An 18,230-nucleotide genomic window follows, 5' to 3' on the forward strand; every position below is an offset into this window, starting at 1 on the left:
ATTGAAATCTTGCCGTACGGCAATATTGTGCAAGAATGAGGTGAGAGTCTGATTTACTGGACATCCCTTCCCTACATTCACTCAATGCAGCCCGGCCATGGCTTCCGAAGTCTCACTCGTCGATGCGCACAGCGCAAACCCGATTCCGCCTTCCCTCCGGATCGAGGTGTTGCAGGCGCTTGCGGATACCGCGGCGGGCCTGGCCAACAAGCAGATTGACGGCTTTATCACGCGCCTGGCCGACGCCATGCTGGACGCGGCCAAGACGGCCGGCGACCCGCAGGACGCGAAGCTGCTCGCCGCTTCCTCCGCGCTCCTCAAGCGCAACCGCTATCCCTTCTATTATGTGATGTCCGAGCGGCTCGGGGCCGCCCTGCATAACGAAGTGCTGGCGGCCGAATATCCCGGCACGGTGCAGGAATCGGCGGCCGTCCCGGCGCCGCTGCCGCCCGAGCTGGAAGTGGACAAGAAGCTCTGCCTGGTCAAGGCCGCCCGCGGGATCGAGGCCGAGAACAATACCCGCCTGACCGCGCTCAACATCCGCCTGGCCTCGCTGCTCGGCCGCGAGGCGCTGCAGACGGCGCAGAATCCCTTCCGCCCGCAGGTCTTCCTGTCGGTGATCCACGAATCCTGGTGCGAATTCCAGCCGGATACGCAGACCCACCACTTGGTGTACCGCCTGCTCGGCCCCTCGCTCTGCCTCGATCTCGCGCCGGTGCTGCATGCGCTGAACATGGCGCTGATCAAGCGCGGCATCGTGCCGCACCTGCCGGCCGCGGCGCTGGTCGCCACGCTGGACGCGGAAAAGAAAGCCTCCCCCGGCCAGGACGAAGCATCGCTGGATCCGGTCACCCGGCAGCTGCGCCGCCTGTTCCCCGCGGAAGAGAAGACGCCCGCCCGCAGCGGCGACCGCGCGCTCGATACCGACTTCCCGGCACTGTTTGCGGAGGACGCGCTGCACGCGACCGCGTCGCGCAACGAATTGATGTCCTTCCTGTCGGCCGTGCAGCGCACTGCTTCCGCCCAGCCGGCTCAGCCCGCCAAGGGTGCCATGCGCGCCGCGCCCTTCCATGTCGACATCCTCGACCGCATTCGCAAGGATGCGCCGACGGGCGCGCTGACGGCGACCGATACCAGCGTCATCAACCTGTTGAAGAAGATCTTCGGCACCGTGTTCGCCAACGACGACATCGCCGACGAGATGAAGGCCCTGATCGGCGCGCTGCAGGTAGCGGTGCTGAAGGCGGCGGTGCAGGACAAGGATTTCTTTTTCAAGGCCGGCCATCCCGCGCGCCGGGTGCTGGACCTGATGACCCGGCTGTCCGTCGGCTGGGACCCGCGCAAGGGCGATGCCGATCCGCTGTACGCGGTCATCCAGCGCAACGTCAAGCGCATCCAGCAGGAATCCGACCAGCGCATGGGCGTCTTCGCGGATGCCGCAGCCGAGCTGCTGGCTTTTATCAAGCGCGACGACACCGCGACCGAGCAGGTGCTGGCCAATTCGATCGGCAACGCCCTGCAGCAGGAGCGGCATGACCAATGCGTGAAGGCGGCGAAGAACGAGGTCGCGATGCGGGTGGGCACCGGCGAGGTGGTCGCCTTCGTCGAGACCTTCCTCGAGGACAAGTGGGTGCGTGTGCTGACGCTTGCCTACGGCGTCAAGGACGAGAAGCCGCAGGCCGTCGAGAGCGCGATCCGCACAATGGACGACCTGTGCTGGAGCGTGAAGCCGAAGATCACGGCCGCCGAGCGCAAGGACTTGCTGGCCAAGCTGCCGCCCATGGTCGCCATGCTGAACAAATGGCTGGACCTGATCAAGTGGCACGGCGACGACCGTGAGCGCTTCTTCAAGGAGCTGGCCGAGTGCCATGCCTCTATCGTGCGCGCGCCGCTGGAGCTGTCGCCGGAGCGCCAGATGCAGATCGCGCTCGCCGTGGCCAAGCGTGCCGCGGAGCGGCGGGCGCAGCGCCAGGCAACGCAGCAGCCGGAACCCGAACCGGATGCATTCGACCAGATGGTCGACGATCTCGAACGCGGGACATGGATCGAATTCAAGCGCACGGACGGCACGGTCATCAAGATCAAGCTGGCCTGGGTCAGCCCCATGCGCAGCCTGTACATCTTCTCGACCAATGACCGCCTGGAAGCCCTCTCGGTATCGGCCGAGGAGCTGGCGCAGGCGATGCGGGAAGGACGTGCGCGCATCCTGTCGCTGTCGGGACTGGTCGGTAGCGCGCTGGCGTCGGTCTTTGGCGCGGACGGTGCGAACGATGCGGCAATGGAGGCGAAGTCAGCGGCATAGGGCGTGGTAGTGCTGCTTTCCCCAAGCGCGACAGTCAACCTGCTCGCGCTTTTTTTTGCATTTTCGATCAATCTGCCCGCCGGGCAATATGTTGCGGAACTGCACGAACATTTATGCACCTAAGGAACGCATTGAATGGCAATGTGTTTCTGATGGGAGAGAAGAATTGGCACAGCAAGATGGCAACAAGGATGTCACGCTGGATGACTTGCTGAGAATTGTGGAATCGGCAGCACGTACGATCGAACGCCTGCAGGCAGTGAATGCGACGCTCATGCAGCAGATGCGCGATGCCGAGTCGGCGGCGCAGCTGGCGAACGCCGATGCCGAATCCAAGGCACGACAGATCGACGAACTGGAGCAATCCGAAGCCGCGCTGCGCGAAGACGCCGCGTGGTGCCGTTGGTTCAAGAACAAGTACGGCGCATCGACCTTCTTTTCGCATATCGAACGCGAATACCAGTCTACCCAGCGCGTGGACGAAGCCGTCCCGTACGCGGCGCAGTCAGGCCCGGCGGCGGACGCGTCCTGACTGTTCCACCGTCTGCGGCAGCTCGCGCCGCGCGTTGTTGGCGAAGACGATCGGCGCGGCGCACTCGTGCTTCAGGCCGCGGCAGGTGCGATAGGCCTCGCGAATGCACGCCAGGTCTGACTCGACGTCCCCGGTGAGCATGGCATAGCTGACCATGCGCACTTCCCGGGTGCGGTAATCGATGCACGCCATCCCGAGCGGAACGCCGGCCGACAAGGCAATGTGGTAGAAGCCGCTGCGCCAGCTGTCGCGGTACTTGCGCGTGCCTTCCGGCGCCAGCGCCAGCCAGTATTCGTCAGCCGCCCGGATCCGCGCCGCCAACCGTTCGATGGCGCCGGTATTGGACGCGCGCTCGATCGGCTCGCCGCCCCAGGCGCGGAAGAACGGTCCGAGCAGTGCGCCGCACGGCCCCTTGAACAAAGCTTCCTTGCCCAGCCAGCGAAAACGGACGCCGATCGCCCATTTGGCGAGCAGGCCGATGACGAAATCCCAATTCGAGGTGTGCGGATAGACGATGACGACGCCGCGCGGCCCGGGCAGCGGCGCGACATTGACGCGCCATCCGAACAGGCCAAGCATGCGCACGGCAAAACGCTGCCAGCGTGTGGCTACTCCCGCAGTCGTGAGGTAATGGTCGGACATGAGGGCTCATTATCCGCCTTTTATTTCTAACTGGAAATGCTATTGGTCAAGAAGCGACAGGGGTGCGCGGGTTATGATTAAATCAGCAACTTCACTCATTTCCAACGAGGATACGCATGGCCGGAGCCAGCCTGTTAGCCCTGCTCGACGATATCGCCACCATTCTTGACGATGTGGCGGCAATGACCAAGGTCGCCGCGAAAAAAACCGCCGGCGTGCTTGGCGACGACCTCGCGCTCAATGCGCAGCAGGTCTCCGGCGTCCGGGCCGAGCGCGAGATCCCGGTAGTCCTGGCAGTGGCCAAGGGCTCGCTGGTGAACAAGATCATCCTGGTGCCGGCGGCGCTGGCCATCAGCGCATTCGCGCCGTGGGCAGTCACGCCGCTGCTCATGATAGGCGGCGCCTTCCTGTGCTACGAGGGCTTCGAAAAGCTCGCGCACAAATTCCTGGCGAACAAGAAGGAAGAGGACCACCGCCACGCCGAACTGGTCGAGGCCGTCGCCGACCCGGCCGTGGACCTGGTGGCGTTCGAAAAGGAGAAGGTGAAAGGCGCGATCCGGACCGATTTCATCCTGTCCGCGGAAATCATCGTGATCTCGCTGGGCGCCGTCGCCGACGCAGCGTTCGAGACGCGCGCGGCCGTGGTGACGGCCATCGCCGCGATCATGACGGTGGGCGTGTACGGTCTGGTGGCCGGCATCGTGAAGCTCGACGATGCGGGCATGCATCTCATGCAGCGCCGCGGGCCGGCGCAGCTTCTGGGACGCGCGCTGCTGCGCACTGCCCCCATTCTGATGAAGTCGCTGTCCATCCTGGGCACGGCGGCGATGTTCATGGTCGGCGGCGGCATTCTCGTGCACGGCATACCCGTCGCGCACCACGCGCTCGAAGGCGTCGCGCACGCAACCGGCGCGCTGGAACCCCTGACCTCGGCGCTGTTGAACGGGCTGGCCGGCGTCGTCGCCGGCGGCATCGTGCTCGCCGTCGTCAGCGGCGTCCAGTACCTGCTGCGCATGTTCCGCAAGCCGGCCTGATCAGTAGGCCGGCCGGTAGTCGCGGCCTTCATCGTAGCGACTCTGCCAGTGCCGCAGGTAGGAGGCCGCGAGTTCGGCGTTGTGCCAGATCACCAGCACGTTCTCGCTGTTCGCCTTCGCCGCCGCCTGCGAATAATTGAATGAGCCGGTCTGCACGTGCAGGCCGTCGCTCACGATGTACTTGTCGTGGTGGATCACATACCTGTCGTTGGTGCGCACGGCGATGCCGGCATTGGCCAGCAAGTTGAGCGCGGCCTTGCCCGACTTCGACGTCGTTCCCTTCTCGTCGGCCACCACCCGCACGTCGACGCCGCGCCGGTGCGCATCGGTGAGCGCCCGCACCACCTTGGGCGAGGTGAACGAGTAGGCGGCGAGGCGGATGCTCTTTTGCGACGCGTTGATCGTCTTGAGCACGAGACGCTCGGCGCTGCCTTCCGGGGAATAGCCGGACTCGATCTGCGCCGTGGAGGGCGCCTTGTCGGTGCGCGACTGGATGGCGCGCGAGAGCTCGTCGACCAGGGTGGGCTGGCGCGCATGAGCGCTGTGGGTGCCGAGGGCAATCAGGAAAGCAAGGGCGGAAATCAGTTTCATCATGGTGGCGATCTGAGTCCCGCCATCGCCGGGAGTTCCCTTCGGCAATCACCCCCACACGCCGGTGGCATCCAGATGCGGCGATTGTTCCTTCAGGCTCCAGCGCAGCGGCAGCCCACCGGGGCGCCATACGTGGTGCTCCGTGCGGAACCGCAGCACCCGCTGCGCGCCGGCGACGCGTGCGATGTCCGGCCCCTCCCAATCCGTTTCTGCCCGGCCGCTGAGGTGCAGCAGGTCGCCGCGTTCGAAATCGATGAACAGCAGGCCGGCGCGGCCGTCGGCGGCGATGTTGCCGATGGTGTTGAAGAAGTTATTCCCCTGGAAGTCCGGCCACGCGATCGTGCCGTTGTCGTCCGCATGGACGAAACCGGGGCGGCCGCCGCGATGGGAGACATCGGCCGCATGTGCGGTGCCGTAGGCCTTGTCGGCGGCGGTGGCGATGAAAAAGGTATCGGCACGGCGCACGAGCGTGAGCGCCGGCGCGGGCAAGTGCACGCCGCCGCTAACGGCGGGCAGCGCGTCGTCCTGCACGCACGCCTGCAGTTCGCGCGTCTGGATGTACTTGGCGCAATTGCCGAAGCTCTGCGCGAGGGCAAACCCGAAACCGGTGGCATCGGCGGAGGTAATCGTGCCGTTGGCGCGGTTGCGCCGCCGCGTCTCGAACTGCAGTCCGAGCAGGCCGACCGGCGTGCCAGGCGCCAGGGAGGCGGCGAGCGGATCGTCTTGCATCAGACGGGCATCGATGCGCAGTGCGGCCGGCGCCGGCGACGAGACGAAACCCGGCCCGCCCCAGAGCAGGGAGGCCCATACGCGCCCGGCCGCATCTTCCGCGCCGACGAACAGCGTGGGCAGCAGCGGGAAGAATTCGCGGTGCTGGTCGGGCATGTAATCGCGCAGCACGATGCTGCCGACTTTTTCCATCTGCGCTCGGACGCCGATACGCGCCTGCGCCTGCTGTTCGCCAGGGTGAAAGGGAGCGGTATGCATTGGATGCCTCGTTATGCCGCCTTCGGCGCCGGCGTTTCGATCATTGGCAGGAAGCCGGGCAGTGCCTCGATGCGCGCAAGCCATGCGCGTACCGCCGGCCAGGGGTCGAGCGAGATGTCGCCTTCCGGTGCGCGTGCGATGTAACTGTATGCGGCCACGTCGGCGATGGTGACAACGTCACCGGCAAGGAAGGCGCGCGAATGCAGTTCGCCCTCCATCACCCGGAACAGGCGCTCGGAGCGGCGCAGCGCGGCCTCCATGTCGACCGGGGCGCCGAAGCGCTTCCCGAGCCGCGCGGTGGCCGGGCCGAAGGCGATCTCGCTGGCCGCCGCCGACAGCCAGCGCTGCACCCTGGCCGCGCCTTCCGCATCGCGCGGCAGCCAGTGGGCGTCGCCGTACTTCGTCGCGAGGTAGACAAGGATGGCGTTCGAGTCGGCGACCACGGTGCCGTTGTCGTCGATTGCCGGCACCTGGCCGAAGGGATTGATCTTCAGGTAGTCGGGCGTCTTGTGCTGCCCGGCGCGCAAGTCGATGTCGACCGGCCTGTACGGCAGGCCGAGCAGGGACAGGAACAGCTCGGCGCGGTGCGCGTGGCCGGAAATGAGGCTGCGATAAAGCGTGATCGGGGCAGTTGCTTGCATATCGGGTCTCCATTTTGTCGGGAGACTTGATTCTGCATGCACTACATTGCTGAATAAATGGCAGCAAATGAAGCAGATTACTCCATAATGCGAAGTAATCTTTCTGTCTTTTCCAGACCATGGACAAACTGCGCGGCATACAGACCTTCATTGCCATCGCCGACCGAGGCAGCCTGACCGCCGCCGCCGCCGCGCTCGATACATCGCTGCCCACCGTGGTGCGGCGCCTGGCTGAGCTGGAGGATAACCTCGGCGTACGCCTGTTCAATCGCACCACCCGGCGTATTCATCTGACCGACGAAGGCCACCGCTATCTCGCGATCTGCCGCCATGCCCTCGGCCAGCTGGAGGAAGCGGAGGACACGCTGTTCGATGCGCGCGCCGAGCCCGCGGGAAAACTGGTGATTACAATGCCCGTGCTGTTCGGGCGCCTCCATGTGGCGCCGCTGGTGCGGGCGTTCATGCGCAATCATCCCGCGGTGACGGTGGAAATGCTGATGCTTGATCGCAGCATCGACTTGATCGAGGAAGGGGTGGACCTGGCGGTGCGCATCGGCCACCTGGCCGATTCGACCCTGCACGCGGTGCCGGTGGGCCAGCTTCGCCGCGTTGTATGCGCCAGCCCCGAATACCTGAAGGCGAACGGGACCCCGCGCCATCCGTCCGAACTGGGCAGGCATGCAGGCATCGGCTTCACCGGTCGCAGCGTACTGCGGGAATGGCAATTCCGGGAAGACGGCAGGCTGTCGGGGGTGCGCATGGAGCCGCGCATGACGACCAACCTGGTCGAGGCGGCGGTCGATGCATGCTGCGACGGACTCGGACTGGGCGTCTTCCTGTCTTACCAAGTGCAGGCAGCGGTGCGCGCGGGGAAGCTCAAGCCCGTGCTGCGCAAGTTCGAGACCGACCCGGTGCCGATTTCCATCCTGTATCCCCATGCCCGGTTGATGTCCGCCCGGGTGCGCGCTTTCATCGATTTCGCCGTGCCGCGCCTGCGCGCGGAAGATTTCACCCGCCTGTGATGAACCGGAAGTGTTAAGTTGCTGCAACCTAAACTTTCTGCAGAGAAATTCCTATACTAATAGCTACAAATTTTGATTGACGCACATCAATGAAGTGCGTTTTCGCAAACTTTCGCTGCACTGCAACAAAAAAATCGCCGTAGGATTAGGAACTGCAATACACATAACAACAGAACGGGGAAGATCTTGTCCTGCCCACTCTCGCGCAAACCGGTGTCGGTCGCAGCCTTGCTGGTCCTCGGTGCAGGACTGGCCTTTACCGGAATACTCTCCGCCTGGCTCGGGCGAACGCACGATACGGCGCGGCAACAGGAACTGGAATATGCGGCCGACATGCGGCAGACGGCTTTCCTGGAAGCGCTCGACAATACGCTCGATGCCTTGACCGTGGTCAACCGCTTCTTTTCCAGCGCCGGCGAACCGAACCGGCGCCAGTTCCAGGACTTGTCCGGTCTCCTTGTGGAACGCCACCCCTTCGTCCAGGCGTTCGCGTTCTCCCGCGTCATCCCCGATGCCCAGCGCCATGCGTTTGAAGCGCGCATGCAGCGCCATCACGATGGCTTCGTCATCACGGAGATCAGGAACGGCAGAACGGTGCCTGCGGGCAGCCGGCCGCAGTACCACGTCATCGAGCAGGTTGCCCCGGCCGCGCCCAACGCCCTCGTCGTCGGACTCGATATCAATTCCGTTCCCGGCAGGGAACGGGCGCTGGACCGGGCCCGCACTGCGGGGGCGCCGAGCGCGACCGGGCTGTTCGATCTGCTGACGGCCGGCGGCCGGCGCGGCTTTGTCGTCTTCGTGCCGGTCTACCGCCCGGGAGCCGCCAGGGAGGAGGCCAATGTGGCCGGCTATACCGCGGTTGTCATCCGCGCATCCGCATTGGTCGAATCGGTCATGCGCCGCGCCGCCCTGCTGCAATCCCGCGATGTGGATGTGAGCATCCTGGTCGATGACGGCGCGGACAAGGAACTGGTCTTCCGCACCGGAGCGGCGGTTCCACATGGGCCTGCAGCGGTCCGCAGCTTCGAGACGGCGGGCTTGCGCTGGCATCTTGAGGTGAGCCAGCCGCCGTCGGCGGTCGGCATTCAATACGCGCTGCGGTGGATCGCCCTTGCGGGCGGTTCGGCGCTGAGCATCCTGCTGGCGCTCTACCTGCAATCGCTGGCAGTGCGCGCCCGCGACCTGGCACGCGCCAACGCCCGCCTGAAGGACGACATCGCCGCGCGCAAGCGCATCGAAAGCGCGCTGCGCGCCAGCGAGGAACGCTTCCAGCGCCTGGCAAGCATGTCGTCGGACTGGTACTGGGAGCAGGATGCGGACCTCCACTTCACCATGATCAGCGGCGACAGGATTTTCGGCGACACGCCGACGCGGGAGCTGATCGGCAAGGCGCGCTGGGACATCCCGGTGGAGATCGATGAAAAGGACTTCGAGCACCACCTTAACCTGATCCGCCTGTACCAGCCCTTCACCGACCTCGAATACCGGGTGCGCGACGCGAAAGGGCGCGAGCACTGGATGTCGGTCAGCGGCGAGCCGATGTTCGGCAGCGATGGGGAATTCCTCGGTTACCGCGGCACGGGCAAGGACATCACCGAGCGCAAGGAATCGGAACAGGCGCTCAGGCAGTCGCAGATCGAGCTGCGCGAACTGGCCGCGCACCAGGCGCGGGTGAAAGAAGACGAACGCAAGCGCATTGCGCGCGAGATCCACGACGACCTCGGCCAGAACCTGCTCGCGCTGCGCATCGACGTTTCGCTGCTGGAAGACGAGACGCGCCAGCGGCATCCCGCGCTCAACGAACGCATCCACAGCCTGCTGTCGCAGGTGGACAATGTGGTGCGATCTGTGCGCACCATCATCAACGACCTGCGCCCGGCCGTGCTCGACCTCGGCCTGCAGTGCGCGGTCGAGTGGCAGGTGCAGCAGTTCCGCCAGCGCAGCGGCGTGTCCTGCACCCTGTCCACCGAGGGCGGCGACATCGACGATGTGCTGGACGAGGAAGCGGCCACCTCGATCTTCCGCATCCTGCAGGAATCGCTCACCAATGTCAGCCGGCATGCGTACGCAACGCATGTCGACATCCGCCTGCAGCGCCGCTACGACAGCGTCGTGCTCGAGATCGCGGACGACGGCGTGGGCACCTTCCCCGGCAACATGCGCAAGCCGCGCTCCTTCGGCCTGATCGGCATCCGCGAGCGCATCTATACGATGGGCGGCGAGTTCCGCGTGGTCAGCGCGCCGGGCAAGGGCACGACGCTCACCATCACCATTCCGGCATCGCAGACATCGGCCGCCGCTGCATGAGCGGCGGCACAACGTATCACTTGTACAGCACCTCAGGCAGCCACATGCCGATCGCCGGGAAGGTGTACAGCAGGACCAGCGCCAGCACCTGGATGGCCATGAAGGGCAGCATGCCGAGGAAGATCTGGTTCAATGTCACTTGCGGGGGCGACACGCCCTTCAGGTAGAACGCCGCCATCGCCACCGGCGGCGACAGGAAGGCGGTCTGCAGGTTGAGCGCGACCAAGAGGCCGAAGAACAGCGGATCGACATTGAAATGCGCCAGCAGCGGGATGAAGATCGGCATGAAGATCACGATGATCTCGGTCCACTCCAGCGGCCAGCCGAGCAGGAAGATGATCACCTGCGCCAGGATCATGAACTGCAGCGGCGTCATGTCGAGCGACAGCACCCAGTTGTTGATGATCTCCTGGCCGCCCAGCAGGGCGAACGCCGCCGAGAAGATGCTCGACCCGACGAACAGCCAGCACACCATCGCGCTCGTCTTTGCCGTGAGGAAGACCGATTCCCTCAGCACCTCCAGATTGAGCCGCTTGTAGGCCGCCGCCAGCACGAGGCCGCCCAGCGATCCCATGGCCGCCGCTTCGGTCGGCGTTGCCAGTCCGAACACGATGGCGCCGAGCACCGCCAAGATCAGGATGGCCAGCGGGAAGAAGGAGCCGAGCAGCATCTTGAAGATTTCCAGCCGCGTGAAGCTGAAGATCGCATAGAAAACCGCAAGGGCAGCCAGGCCGGCGGCAAGCGTGATCCAGAAGCCCAGGGGTAAAGGCTTGGTCTCCGCCGCCTCCTGCGCTTCGCCGACATCGGTCTTTGCCGCGGGTGCGGTGTCGGCGGGCGCCGCCGGTGCGGGAGTGACAACGGAATCCGCTTTCTTGTCCTCCGCCGGCGGTTCCGACAGGCCCTCGGCACCGGGCGGCTCCGCCAGCCCCTCGGACGGAGGTTCGGCAAGACCGCCTTCGGAAGGCTCGCTCAGTCCGCCTTCTTCCGTCAATTCGATGCCCTCGCCCATCTGCACGACGCCAGTCATATCCTGCTCGTCAACCGTCGTCACCGCGCGGTAAGCAAAGCCCATGAGCAGCGCAAAGGTCAGCGCCGGCAGCAGGGTGATGAACAGCTGGCCGAGCAGCGTGCCGCGGCTCACGCCGGCATGGCTCTTGCCGCCGAGCGCGCCCAACAGGCCGGTGACTGCATTGCGGCTGCCAGTGCCCGATATCGCCTGGGCCCATGCCGGCAGGGGCACTTTCCGGTCTTCCTCCGACAGCGGAGGCGCATAGTCCGGTTTCAGCTTTGCAAGCAGGATCACATAGCCGATGTAGAGCGTGGCGAGCATGATGCCCGGGAAGAAGGCACCGGCGTACAGCTTGACGACGGAAACGCCGGCCGTTGCGCCGTAGACGATCAGCAGCACCGAGGGCGGGATGAGGATGCCAAGGCAACCGCCGGCAGTGATCGAACCTGCCGACAGTTTGACGTTGTATCCCGCCTTGAGCATGGCCGGGAAGGCGAGCAAGCCCATCAGCGTGACGACCGCGCCGACGATGCCGGTGGCAGTGGCGAAGATCGCACAGGTAACAATGGTGGCTACCGCCAGCGAACCCGGCAACCTTGCCATGGCGAGATGCAATCCCTTGAACAGCCGGTCGATCAGGTTTGCGCGTTCGACCAGGTAGCCCATGAACACGAACAGCGGGATCGAGATCAGCACGTCGTTGGCCATCACCGCGTAGGCCCGTTGCACCATGAGGTCGAGCGTGAGCCCGATGGCGTCGTCCGGATTGCGGCTGCGATAGGCCAGCCAGGCGAAGAACACGCCCATGCCCATGAGCGTGAACGCGGTCGGGAAACCGAGCATGATCGCCACCACCACCAGCGCCAGCATGAGCAGGCCGAGGTGGCCGTTGGTCATCTCGGAGGGCGCCGGCATGAGGACGAAGACACCGATCACTACCATGGCCATGATGGTCAGGCCGAACCAGACTTCCTTCCTCATTGCCTGTCCCCTTTCCCCTGGCCGGCGAGTTCGCCCAGCTTCGCGATGTCCTCGTCTTTCACGTGCACCATTTCCTTGAGCTTGTCGACATCGACTTCCTCGACGTCCTGCTCGCGCGGCGGCCAGTCGCCTTGCTTGAGGCAGGCAATGCAGCGCACGATCTCGACCACGCCCTGCGCCAGCAGCAGCGCGCCGGCGATCGGGATCACGGTCTTGAAGGGATAGAGCGGCGGGCCGTTCGCGGTGAGTGTGGAATGTTCATTGATGGCCCACGATTCCTCGGCGTAGGTATAGCCGGCCCACACCAGGGCCACGATGCCGGGAATGAAGAACAGGATGTAGAGCAGCAGGTCGAGCGCCGCCTGCAGGCGCGGCGGGAAGAAGCCGTACAGTACGTCGCCGCGCACGTGGCCATCCTTGGCCAGGGTGTAGGCCCCGGCCATCATGAAGGAGGTGCCGTACATCATGATCATCAGGTCGAACGACCAGGCGTTCGGCGTATTGAGCACGTAACGCGAGAACACTTCCCAGGAAACCTGCAAGGTGAGCGCCAGGATGAGCCAGGCAAAGGCCTGCCCCACCCAGGTGCTGACCCTGTCAACGAAGTACAGGAGCTTTTGCATTATCGGAACCTCGTGAGGCGGCGGCCCCACGCGAGCTGGCCGCCGCGGCGTTCAAAAAAAACACCATCCGGTACCACGGGATGGTGTTTTATGCGCAGTCCGTTGCGGTCAACCCTTCTTGACCGGCTGCTTCTTGCCAAAGTAGTGGTTGTAGGCCATGCGGCGCGGGTTGTTGGTGTCCATGTCCCACTTCACGGCACGCTCGGCAAAGGCGCGCATCGAGGCTTCCACCTCCTTGAACAGCGGGTTGCCTTCGCCCTTCTTCGCCACCACTTCGTCCCAGACCGCGAGCTGTTCCTGCAGGAAAGCATCCGGCGTCTTGTAGAACTTCACGCCGTTCTTGGTCTGCAACTCGCGGTAGTCGGTGGAGTAGCGGTCGACCGCCTTCCACGACATGTCGGCGGACGAGGCCTCGACGGCGTTCTCGATGATCGCCTTGAGCTTGGCCGGCAGCGCGTTGAACTTGGGCTTGTTGAAGGTGATCTCGAACTGCTCGGAGCTCTGGTGGAAGCTTTGCAGCATGCAGACCTTCGAGACGTCCGGGAAGCCGAGCACGCGGTCGGAGGTAGCGTTGTTGAACTCGGCGCCGTCCAGCAGGCCGCGGTCCATCGCCGGCACGATCTCGCCGCCGGGCAGGGCATTCACCGCCGCGCCCATCGAGGTGAACAGGTCGATCGCGAGGCCGTTGGTACGGAACTTCAGGCCCTTGAAATCGGCCGTCTTGGTGATCGGCCGCTTGAACCAGCCGAGCGGCTGGGTCGGCATCGGGCCGGTCAGGAAGGAGACGATGTTGGCGCCGATCGAATCATAGAGCTTGGCCAGCAATTCCTTGCCGCCGCCGTACTTGTGCCATGCCAGCACCATGTTGGCATCCATGCCGAAGGCCGGGCCCGAAGTCCACAGCGCGATCGCTGCCTGCTTGCCGTAGTTGTAGCCCATCACACCATGGCCGCCGTCGAGCGTGCCCTTGGACACGGCATCGAGCAGGCCGAAGGCCGGCACCACCGCGCCTGCCGGCAGCACTTCGATCTTGAGCTCGCCGCCGGTCATGTCGTTGACCTTCTTGGCGAAGTCGTTGGCGTACTCGTGGAAGATGTCCTTCGCCGGCCAGGTGCTCTGGAAGCGGAACTGCGTCGGGGTTTGTGCGGTGGCTACCGCGGGAAACGCCAGCGCAGTGGCGGTGCCCGCCGCTGCCTTGCCCAGGAAGCCGCGACGCGAGGTTTGAACCGGGGAATTGGTCTTGCCAGTCTTCTTCATGGTGTGTCTCCTATGGTGGTGTAGTAATACCTTGGACATTGTCGTCCCACGGGATGGAGCGAGACTTGATACAAAGCAATAGGACGAACCGGATAAGAATGCGCTGGCAGGCGTGGAATGGGCAAGCCGCAACGCAACATGGAAATCGGTCTACAATGGCCGGTTCCTCCTCACTGATCACTCACTGATCAATGTATGCCGCGCGCTTGGCAGCGCAAGTTTTTTCGGCATGGTCGTTGCATGTGCGCCCGGCGTGCATCCCTCTGGGCGCCGGGCTTGCCCGCTCCTGGTCAGAACTCTTCCCAGTCACCGTTTGAAGAAATGTTTGCCGGCCGCTTCGGCACCGGTGCCGGCAGCGGCGCAGGAACGACCGCCGGCAAAGTTGCCGTGTGCGCGCCGTCGAGCTTGAAGACCGCCACCGCGTCGGACAGGTGCATGGACTGGTCATGCATGGACTGCGAGGCGGCGGCGGCCTGCTCGACCAGCGCGGCGTTCTGTTGCGTTGCCTGGTCCATGTGGGCGATAGCCTGGTTGATCTGCTCGATGCCCGCGGTCTGTTCCCGGGTGGCGGCGGTGATTTCGGCCATGATGTCGGTCACGCGCCTGACGCTGTCGACGATCTCGCTCATCGTGGCTCCGGCCTCGTCCACCAGGCGGGCGCCGCTGTCGACCTTGTCGACGGAATCGTCGATCAGCGACTTGATTTCCTTTGCCGCCGCGGCAGAACGCTGCGCCAGGCTGCGTACTTCCGCCGCCACCACCGCGAAGCCGCGCCCTTGTTCGCCGGCACGCGCCGCTTCCACGGCTGCGTTCAGCGCAAGGATGTTGGTCTGGAATGCAATACCGTCGATCACGCCGATGATGTCGACGATCTTCTTCGAAGAGGCATCGATCGATCCCATCGTCTCCACCACCTGCGCCACGACCTTGCCGCCGCGCATGGCCACTTCCGACGCCGAGATGGCAAGCTGGTCGGCCTGGCGCGCGTTGTCCGCATTCTGCTTCACTGTCGAAGTGAGCTCTTCCATCGACGAAGCGGTTTCCTCCAGCGAACCGGCCTGCTGTTCGGTGCGGTGCGACAGGTCGCGGTTGCCGGCCGCGATCTCGCTGGACGCGTTCTGAATGGCGTCGGTGCCGCCGCGTACGCGTGCCACGATTCCGGCGAGGCTGTCGTTCATGTTCTTCAGCGCCTGCAGCAGGTGCCCGGTTTCGTCGTTGGAGCGGATTTCCACGCGCTGGGTGAGGTCACCCGCTGCGATGCTTTCGGCGAGCTTTACGGCATCGTTCAGCGGCAGCATGATGGAACGGATGACCCAGGCGCCGACGGCGGCCGCCAGCAGCAGGCCGAACAACAGCGCGGCGACACAGCTGTAACGCACCATGTCGTAGGTGCTCTGCGACGCGGCGAACTCTGCCTTGGCGACATCGAGCTGGAGCTGGATGAGCGCGTTGATGCGGTCGCGCGCCGGCGCGAACAGGGCTTCCATCGGGCCGTGCAGCAGTTCCGTAGCCTTGGCCGTGTCCCGCGCGCGCAGCGCTTCGACCGCCGGCTTGAGGCCCTCGGTGACGAATTGCCTGCGCTTCTCGGCGAATTCTCCGGCGATGCGGCGTTCATCCGGAGTGAGGGAGGTCTGCATGTAGATGTCCCAGGTCAGGCTGACCTGCCGGATGTTGGCATCGACCTCATCCATGAGCCTGGCCGCCTCTTCCGGCTCGTCTGATACAGCCTTGGCGACGAGCAGCTGGTTCAGCGTCAGCTTGCGCACGATGTCGTCGAGCTGTCCGAGCGCGACCAGGCGGTCGTCGTACAGCGAGCGCATGGCTTCGTTGGCGTGGCCGAGCGCGCCGATGCCGATGGCGGCGCCGACGATGAGTTGGGCCGAGAGAAAACCCAGGACGAAAACGAGGCGCGACTTGATGGTAATGTTCTTCAACATGGGAAGCCTTTCCACAGGATGGGCGTCGCGAAGCATGTCGGGAAACCGCCGGACGTGCAGATCGGGCGGAGCGGCGACGCAGGTTTATTTTTCTTGTTTCGCTTGCCGCACGACCACGCGCGCGGCAGCCTTATGGGCCGCGGCAAATCCTACTGATGGCAACTTGCAATAAAATTGACGCACATCAAAATTTGCCGAAACGCCAACACGTCCTAGGCGAAATGCAGGCTTTGTCCTACACCGCCCGCCGCTTGCGGCAGGTCACGAGGACGGCCGCCGTTCTGATTACGCTGTGCATGCAATCCATCCACTCAGGGAGGGTCTATGGAAGTACTGGTACTCGGGCTTGTGCTGTTCCTCGGCATCCATCTTCTGCCGGTGCTGACCGGCGTGCGCGAGGCGCTGTATGCGCGTCTCGGCGAGAAGGCTTACAAAGGCATGTTCTCGATCATCTCGGCGCTGGGCCTGGTGCTCATCGTCGTCGGCTACTGGCGCGCGCCGTCCGAACCGCGGCTGTTCAGTCCCTTTCCCGCGGCGATCCTGGCCGCGCCGCTGGTGATGATCGTGAGCTTTGTGCTGCTGGCATCGGCCAACATGCGCAACCGCATCCGCCGCGCGCTCCGGCACCCGATGCTGATCGGCGTCGGGCTCTGGGCCGGGGTGCACCTGCTGGCCAACGGCGAAACGAAGGCGACGCTGCTGTTCGGCGCGTTCCTTGCGTATGTCGTCATCGACCTGGTATCGGCCACGCAGCGGCATGCCGTGAAAAACTTCACCCCGGTCGGGCGCCAGGATGCGATCGCCGTCGGCGCGGGCGTGGTCCTTGCACTGCTGGTGATGGCATTCCACCGTTACCTGTTCGGCGTCCCTGCCGTGCACTGGAGCCTGTGAACTGTAACGCCAGGCAAGAGAGGAACCGCGCCCTGCGCGCATTGTCATAGCAACAAGCAAGCGGATTGCAGGAGACGGTTTTCTTTTTTCAGGAGAGGCTGTGCCCAAGCGCGCGTTACTCATCATCAATCGCAAGAGCCGCAACGGGAACTCTGACCTCCACACCGTCACCGAACGCCTGAAACGGAGCGGCATGGATGTGCTGCCATGGGCGCTCGACCGCCCGGAGCAGATCCCGGACATGATCCGGCGCCACGCGGCCGACGTCGACCTTGCCGTGGTCGGCGGCGGGGATGGTTCGCTCAATGCCGCCGCGCCGGCGCTCATCGAGACGCGCCTGCCGCTGGGCGTGCTGCCGATGGGCACGGCGAACGACCTTGCCCGCACGCTGCAGATCCCGATCGACATCGACCAGGCGAGCGACATCGTCGCCGGCGGCGTGCCGCACAAGATCGACCTCGGGCGGGTCAACGGGCGCTACTTCTTCAACGCCGCGCACATCGGGCTCGGCGTCCATGCGCGGGAACACCTGTCGCCGGACGTGAAGCGCCGCTGGGGCGTGTTCGGCTACGCGCGCAGCCTGTTCAAGGCGCTGTCCTCGTTCCGCCCCTTCCACGCCGATATCGTGTGCGACGGCCGCCGCAAGCGCGTGCGCTCGATCCAGATCTCGGTGGGCAACGGGCGGCACTATGGGGGCGGCATGACGATCGCGCAGGAAGCGAGCATCGACGACCGGCTGTTCTACCTCTACAGTATCGAGCCGCTGCCCTTGTGGGACCTGGTCAAGTATGCGCCGGCATTCCGTGCCGGCCGCTTCGAGGATTACCACCCGGTGGACATCGAGCAGGGGCACAGCATCCGCATTGCGACGAGCCGGACGATGACAATCAGCGCCGACGGCGAAGTCGTCTCGCGCACGCCGGCCACGTTCGACATGATCGCCGGCGCGGTGACGGTCTTTGTCCCGCCGGCCTATCTGGAAAGCAGGAAGGAGGTGCTCCATGTTGCTCAGAGATGAAAAGCAGATGTCCGTCAATGCCGTGGAAAGGCTGTGCTTCGAAACGGCCGATCACTACGAAGCGGCGGCCTCGGAACTCGGCGCCGACCATCTCGCGCAAGTCTTCGCCGCGCTGGCCGCGGAACGCCAGCATCTCGCGGCCGAACTGGCGGTGCATATCCGCGCCCTGGACGATCTTCCGCAGCAGCCCGACCCGGATCGCGAAGCGATCTCGCACATGCTGTCGGGGATCAAGGCGCTGCTGTCGGGCGACATGCGTGCTTCCCTGGTCGCCGATTGCGAACGCGGCGAGGAAGCACTGGTATCGGCGGTGCATGCCGCGCTGAGGCAGGACCTGCCGCCGGAGATGCACGCGGTATTGCGCCGGATCCTTGCACATGCGGAGTCCGCGCAGCGCGAGCTGACGGCGGCCAACAGATCATCGGGATAGAGGATGCATGGTGGGTTTCGCTGCGC

General features: G+C 64.7%; 16 protein-coding genes. 8 read left to right on the forward strand and 8 right to left on the reverse strand.

The genetic code is table 11. The features are described from left to right. Window positions 1-97 precede the first annotated feature (97 nt). Together VFF99_RS14625 and VFF99_RS14630 are read left to right on the forward strand one after the other, a co-directional pair. Complete coding sequence (locus tag VFF99_RS14625; RefSeq protein ID WP_325019108.1) at window positions 98-2,302, forward strand: DUF1631 family protein; 2,205 nt, start codon at window positions 98-100, stop codon at window positions 2,300-2,302. A gap of 166 nt (window positions 2,303-2,468) precedes the next feature. After that, complete coding sequence (locus VFF99_RS14630) at window positions 2,469-2,834, forward strand: hypothetical protein (RefSeq protein ID WP_325019110.1); 366 nt, start codon at window positions 2,469-2,471, stop codon at window positions 2,832-2,834. On the opposite strand, the gene VFF99_RS14635 is transcribed toward VFF99_RS14630, so the two are convergent. Next, window positions 2,808-3,476 carry a 1-acyl-sn-glycerol-3-phosphate acyltransferase gene (locus tag VFF99_RS14635; RefSeq protein WP_325019112.1) on the reverse strand — a complete coding sequence of 223 codons (669 nt, stop codon included), beginning with the start codon at window positions 3,474-3,476 and terminating at the stop codon, window positions 2,808-2,810. The two genes, VFF99_RS14630 and VFF99_RS14635, sit on opposite strands and share 27 nt — an antisense overlap. Before the next feature lie 116 nt (window positions 3,477-3,592). Here VFF99_RS14635 and VFF99_RS14640 point away from each other — a divergent pair, with 116 nt between their 5' ends. Next, on the forward strand, window positions 3,593-4,510 hold the full coding sequence (locus VFF99_RS14640; RefSeq protein ID WP_325019115.1) for a DUF808 domain-containing protein: 918 nt from the start codon (window positions 3,593-3,595) through the stop codon (window positions 4,508-4,510). Here VFF99_RS14640 and VFF99_RS14645 read toward each other — a convergent pair whose 3' ends face one another. Genes VFF99_RS14645 through VFF99_RS14655 form a run of 3 tightly spaced genes read right to left on the reverse strand, consistent with a single transcriptional unit; the run spans window position 4,511 to window position 6,729 of the window. Beyond that, window positions 4,511-5,104, reverse strand: coding sequence for a phospholipase D family protein (locus VFF99_RS14645; RefSeq protein ID WP_325019117.1), 594 nt, complete (start codon window positions 5,102-5,104; stop codon window positions 4,511-4,513). It lies immediately after the preceding gene. A gap of 45 nt (window positions 5,105-5,149) precedes the next feature. Next, window positions 5,150-6,088, reverse strand: coding sequence for a pyridoxamine 5'-phosphate oxidase family protein (locus tag VFF99_RS14650; protein ID WP_325019119.1), 939 nt, complete (start codon window positions 6,086-6,088; stop codon window positions 5,150-5,152). A gap of 11 nt (window positions 6,089-6,099) precedes the next feature. After that, on the reverse strand, window positions 6,100-6,729 hold the full coding sequence (locus VFF99_RS14655) for a glutathione S-transferase (protein ID WP_325019121.1): 630 nt from the start codon (window positions 6,727-6,729) through the stop codon (window positions 6,100-6,102). A gap of 119 nt (window positions 6,730-6,848) precedes the next feature. Here VFF99_RS14655 and VFF99_RS14660 point away from each other — a divergent pair, with 119 nt between their 5' ends. Continuing rightward, window positions 6,849-7,751 (forward strand): LysR substrate-binding domain-containing protein, encoded by a 903-nt coding sequence (locus VFF99_RS14660; RefSeq protein WP_325019123.1) that lies wholly within the window; start codon window positions 6,849-6,851, stop codon window positions 7,749-7,751. A gap of 186 nt (window positions 7,752-7,937) precedes the next feature. Continuing rightward, a complete protein-coding gene (locus tag VFF99_RS14665; RefSeq protein WP_325019125.1) occupies window positions 7,938-10,058 on the forward strand; it encodes a CHASE domain-containing protein in 2,121 nt (706 codons plus the stop codon). Between the two features lie 16 nt (window positions 10,059-10,074). On the opposite strand, the gene VFF99_RS14670 is transcribed toward VFF99_RS14665, so the two are convergent. From VFF99_RS14670 to VFF99_RS14685, 4 genes are all read right to left on the reverse strand, one after another. Continuing rightward, a complete protein-coding gene (locus VFF99_RS14670; protein WP_325019126.1) occupies window positions 10,075-12,048 on the reverse strand; it encodes a TRAP transporter large permease in 1,974 nt (657 codons plus the stop codon). Continuing rightward, the gene (locus VFF99_RS14675) at window positions 12,045-12,671 is read right to left on the reverse strand and encodes a TRAP transporter small permease subunit (RefSeq protein ID WP_325019128.1); all 627 of its coding nucleotides are present in this window, start codon (window positions 12,669-12,671) and stop codon (window positions 12,045-12,047) included. Before VFF99_RS14675 ends, VFF99_RS14670 begins: the two co-directional genes overlap by 4 nt. A gap of 108 nt (window positions 12,672-12,779) precedes the next feature. Then, window positions 12,780-13,928 carry a TRAP transporter substrate-binding protein gene (locus VFF99_RS14680; protein ID WP_325019130.1) on the reverse strand — a complete coding sequence of 383 codons (1,149 nt, stop codon included), beginning with the start codon at window positions 13,926-13,928 and terminating at the stop codon, window positions 12,780-12,782. A 290-nt stretch (window positions 13,929-14,218) separates the two neighbouring features. Then, window positions 14,219-15,865 carry a methyl-accepting chemotaxis protein gene (locus VFF99_RS14685; RefSeq protein ID WP_325019132.1) on the reverse strand — a complete coding sequence of 549 codons (1,647 nt, stop codon included), beginning with the start codon at window positions 15,863-15,865 and terminating at the stop codon, window positions 14,219-14,221. Window positions 15,866-16,189: 324 nt separating this feature from the next. On the opposite strand from VFF99_RS14685, the gene VFF99_RS14690 reads away from it, so the two are divergent. From VFF99_RS14690 to VFF99_RS14700, 3 genes are all read left to right on the forward strand, one after another. After that, on the forward strand, window positions 16,190-16,756 hold the full coding sequence (locus tag VFF99_RS14690; RefSeq protein ID WP_325019134.1) for an NnrU family protein: 567 nt from the start codon (window positions 16,190-16,192) through the stop codon (window positions 16,754-16,756). A gap of 100 nt (window positions 16,757-16,856) precedes the next feature. Continuing rightward, window positions 16,857-17,774, forward strand: a complete 918-nt coding sequence (locus tag VFF99_RS14695) for a lipid kinase (protein ID WP_325019136.1) — start codon at window positions 16,857-16,859, stop codon at window positions 17,772-17,774. Then, a complete protein-coding gene (locus tag VFF99_RS14700) occupies window positions 17,758-18,204 on the forward strand; it encodes a PA2169 family four-helix-bundle protein (protein WP_325019137.1) in 447 nt (148 codons plus the stop codon). The genes VFF99_RS14695 and VFF99_RS14700 overlap by 17 nt, the downstream gene beginning before the upstream one ends. Window positions 18,205-18,230: the final 26 nt, after the last annotated feature.

The organism is Noviherbaspirillum sp. (assembly GCF_035654295.1).
Lineage (GTDB): Bacteria > Pseudomonadota > Gammaproteobacteria > Burkholderiales > Burkholderiaceae_D > Noviherbaspirillum.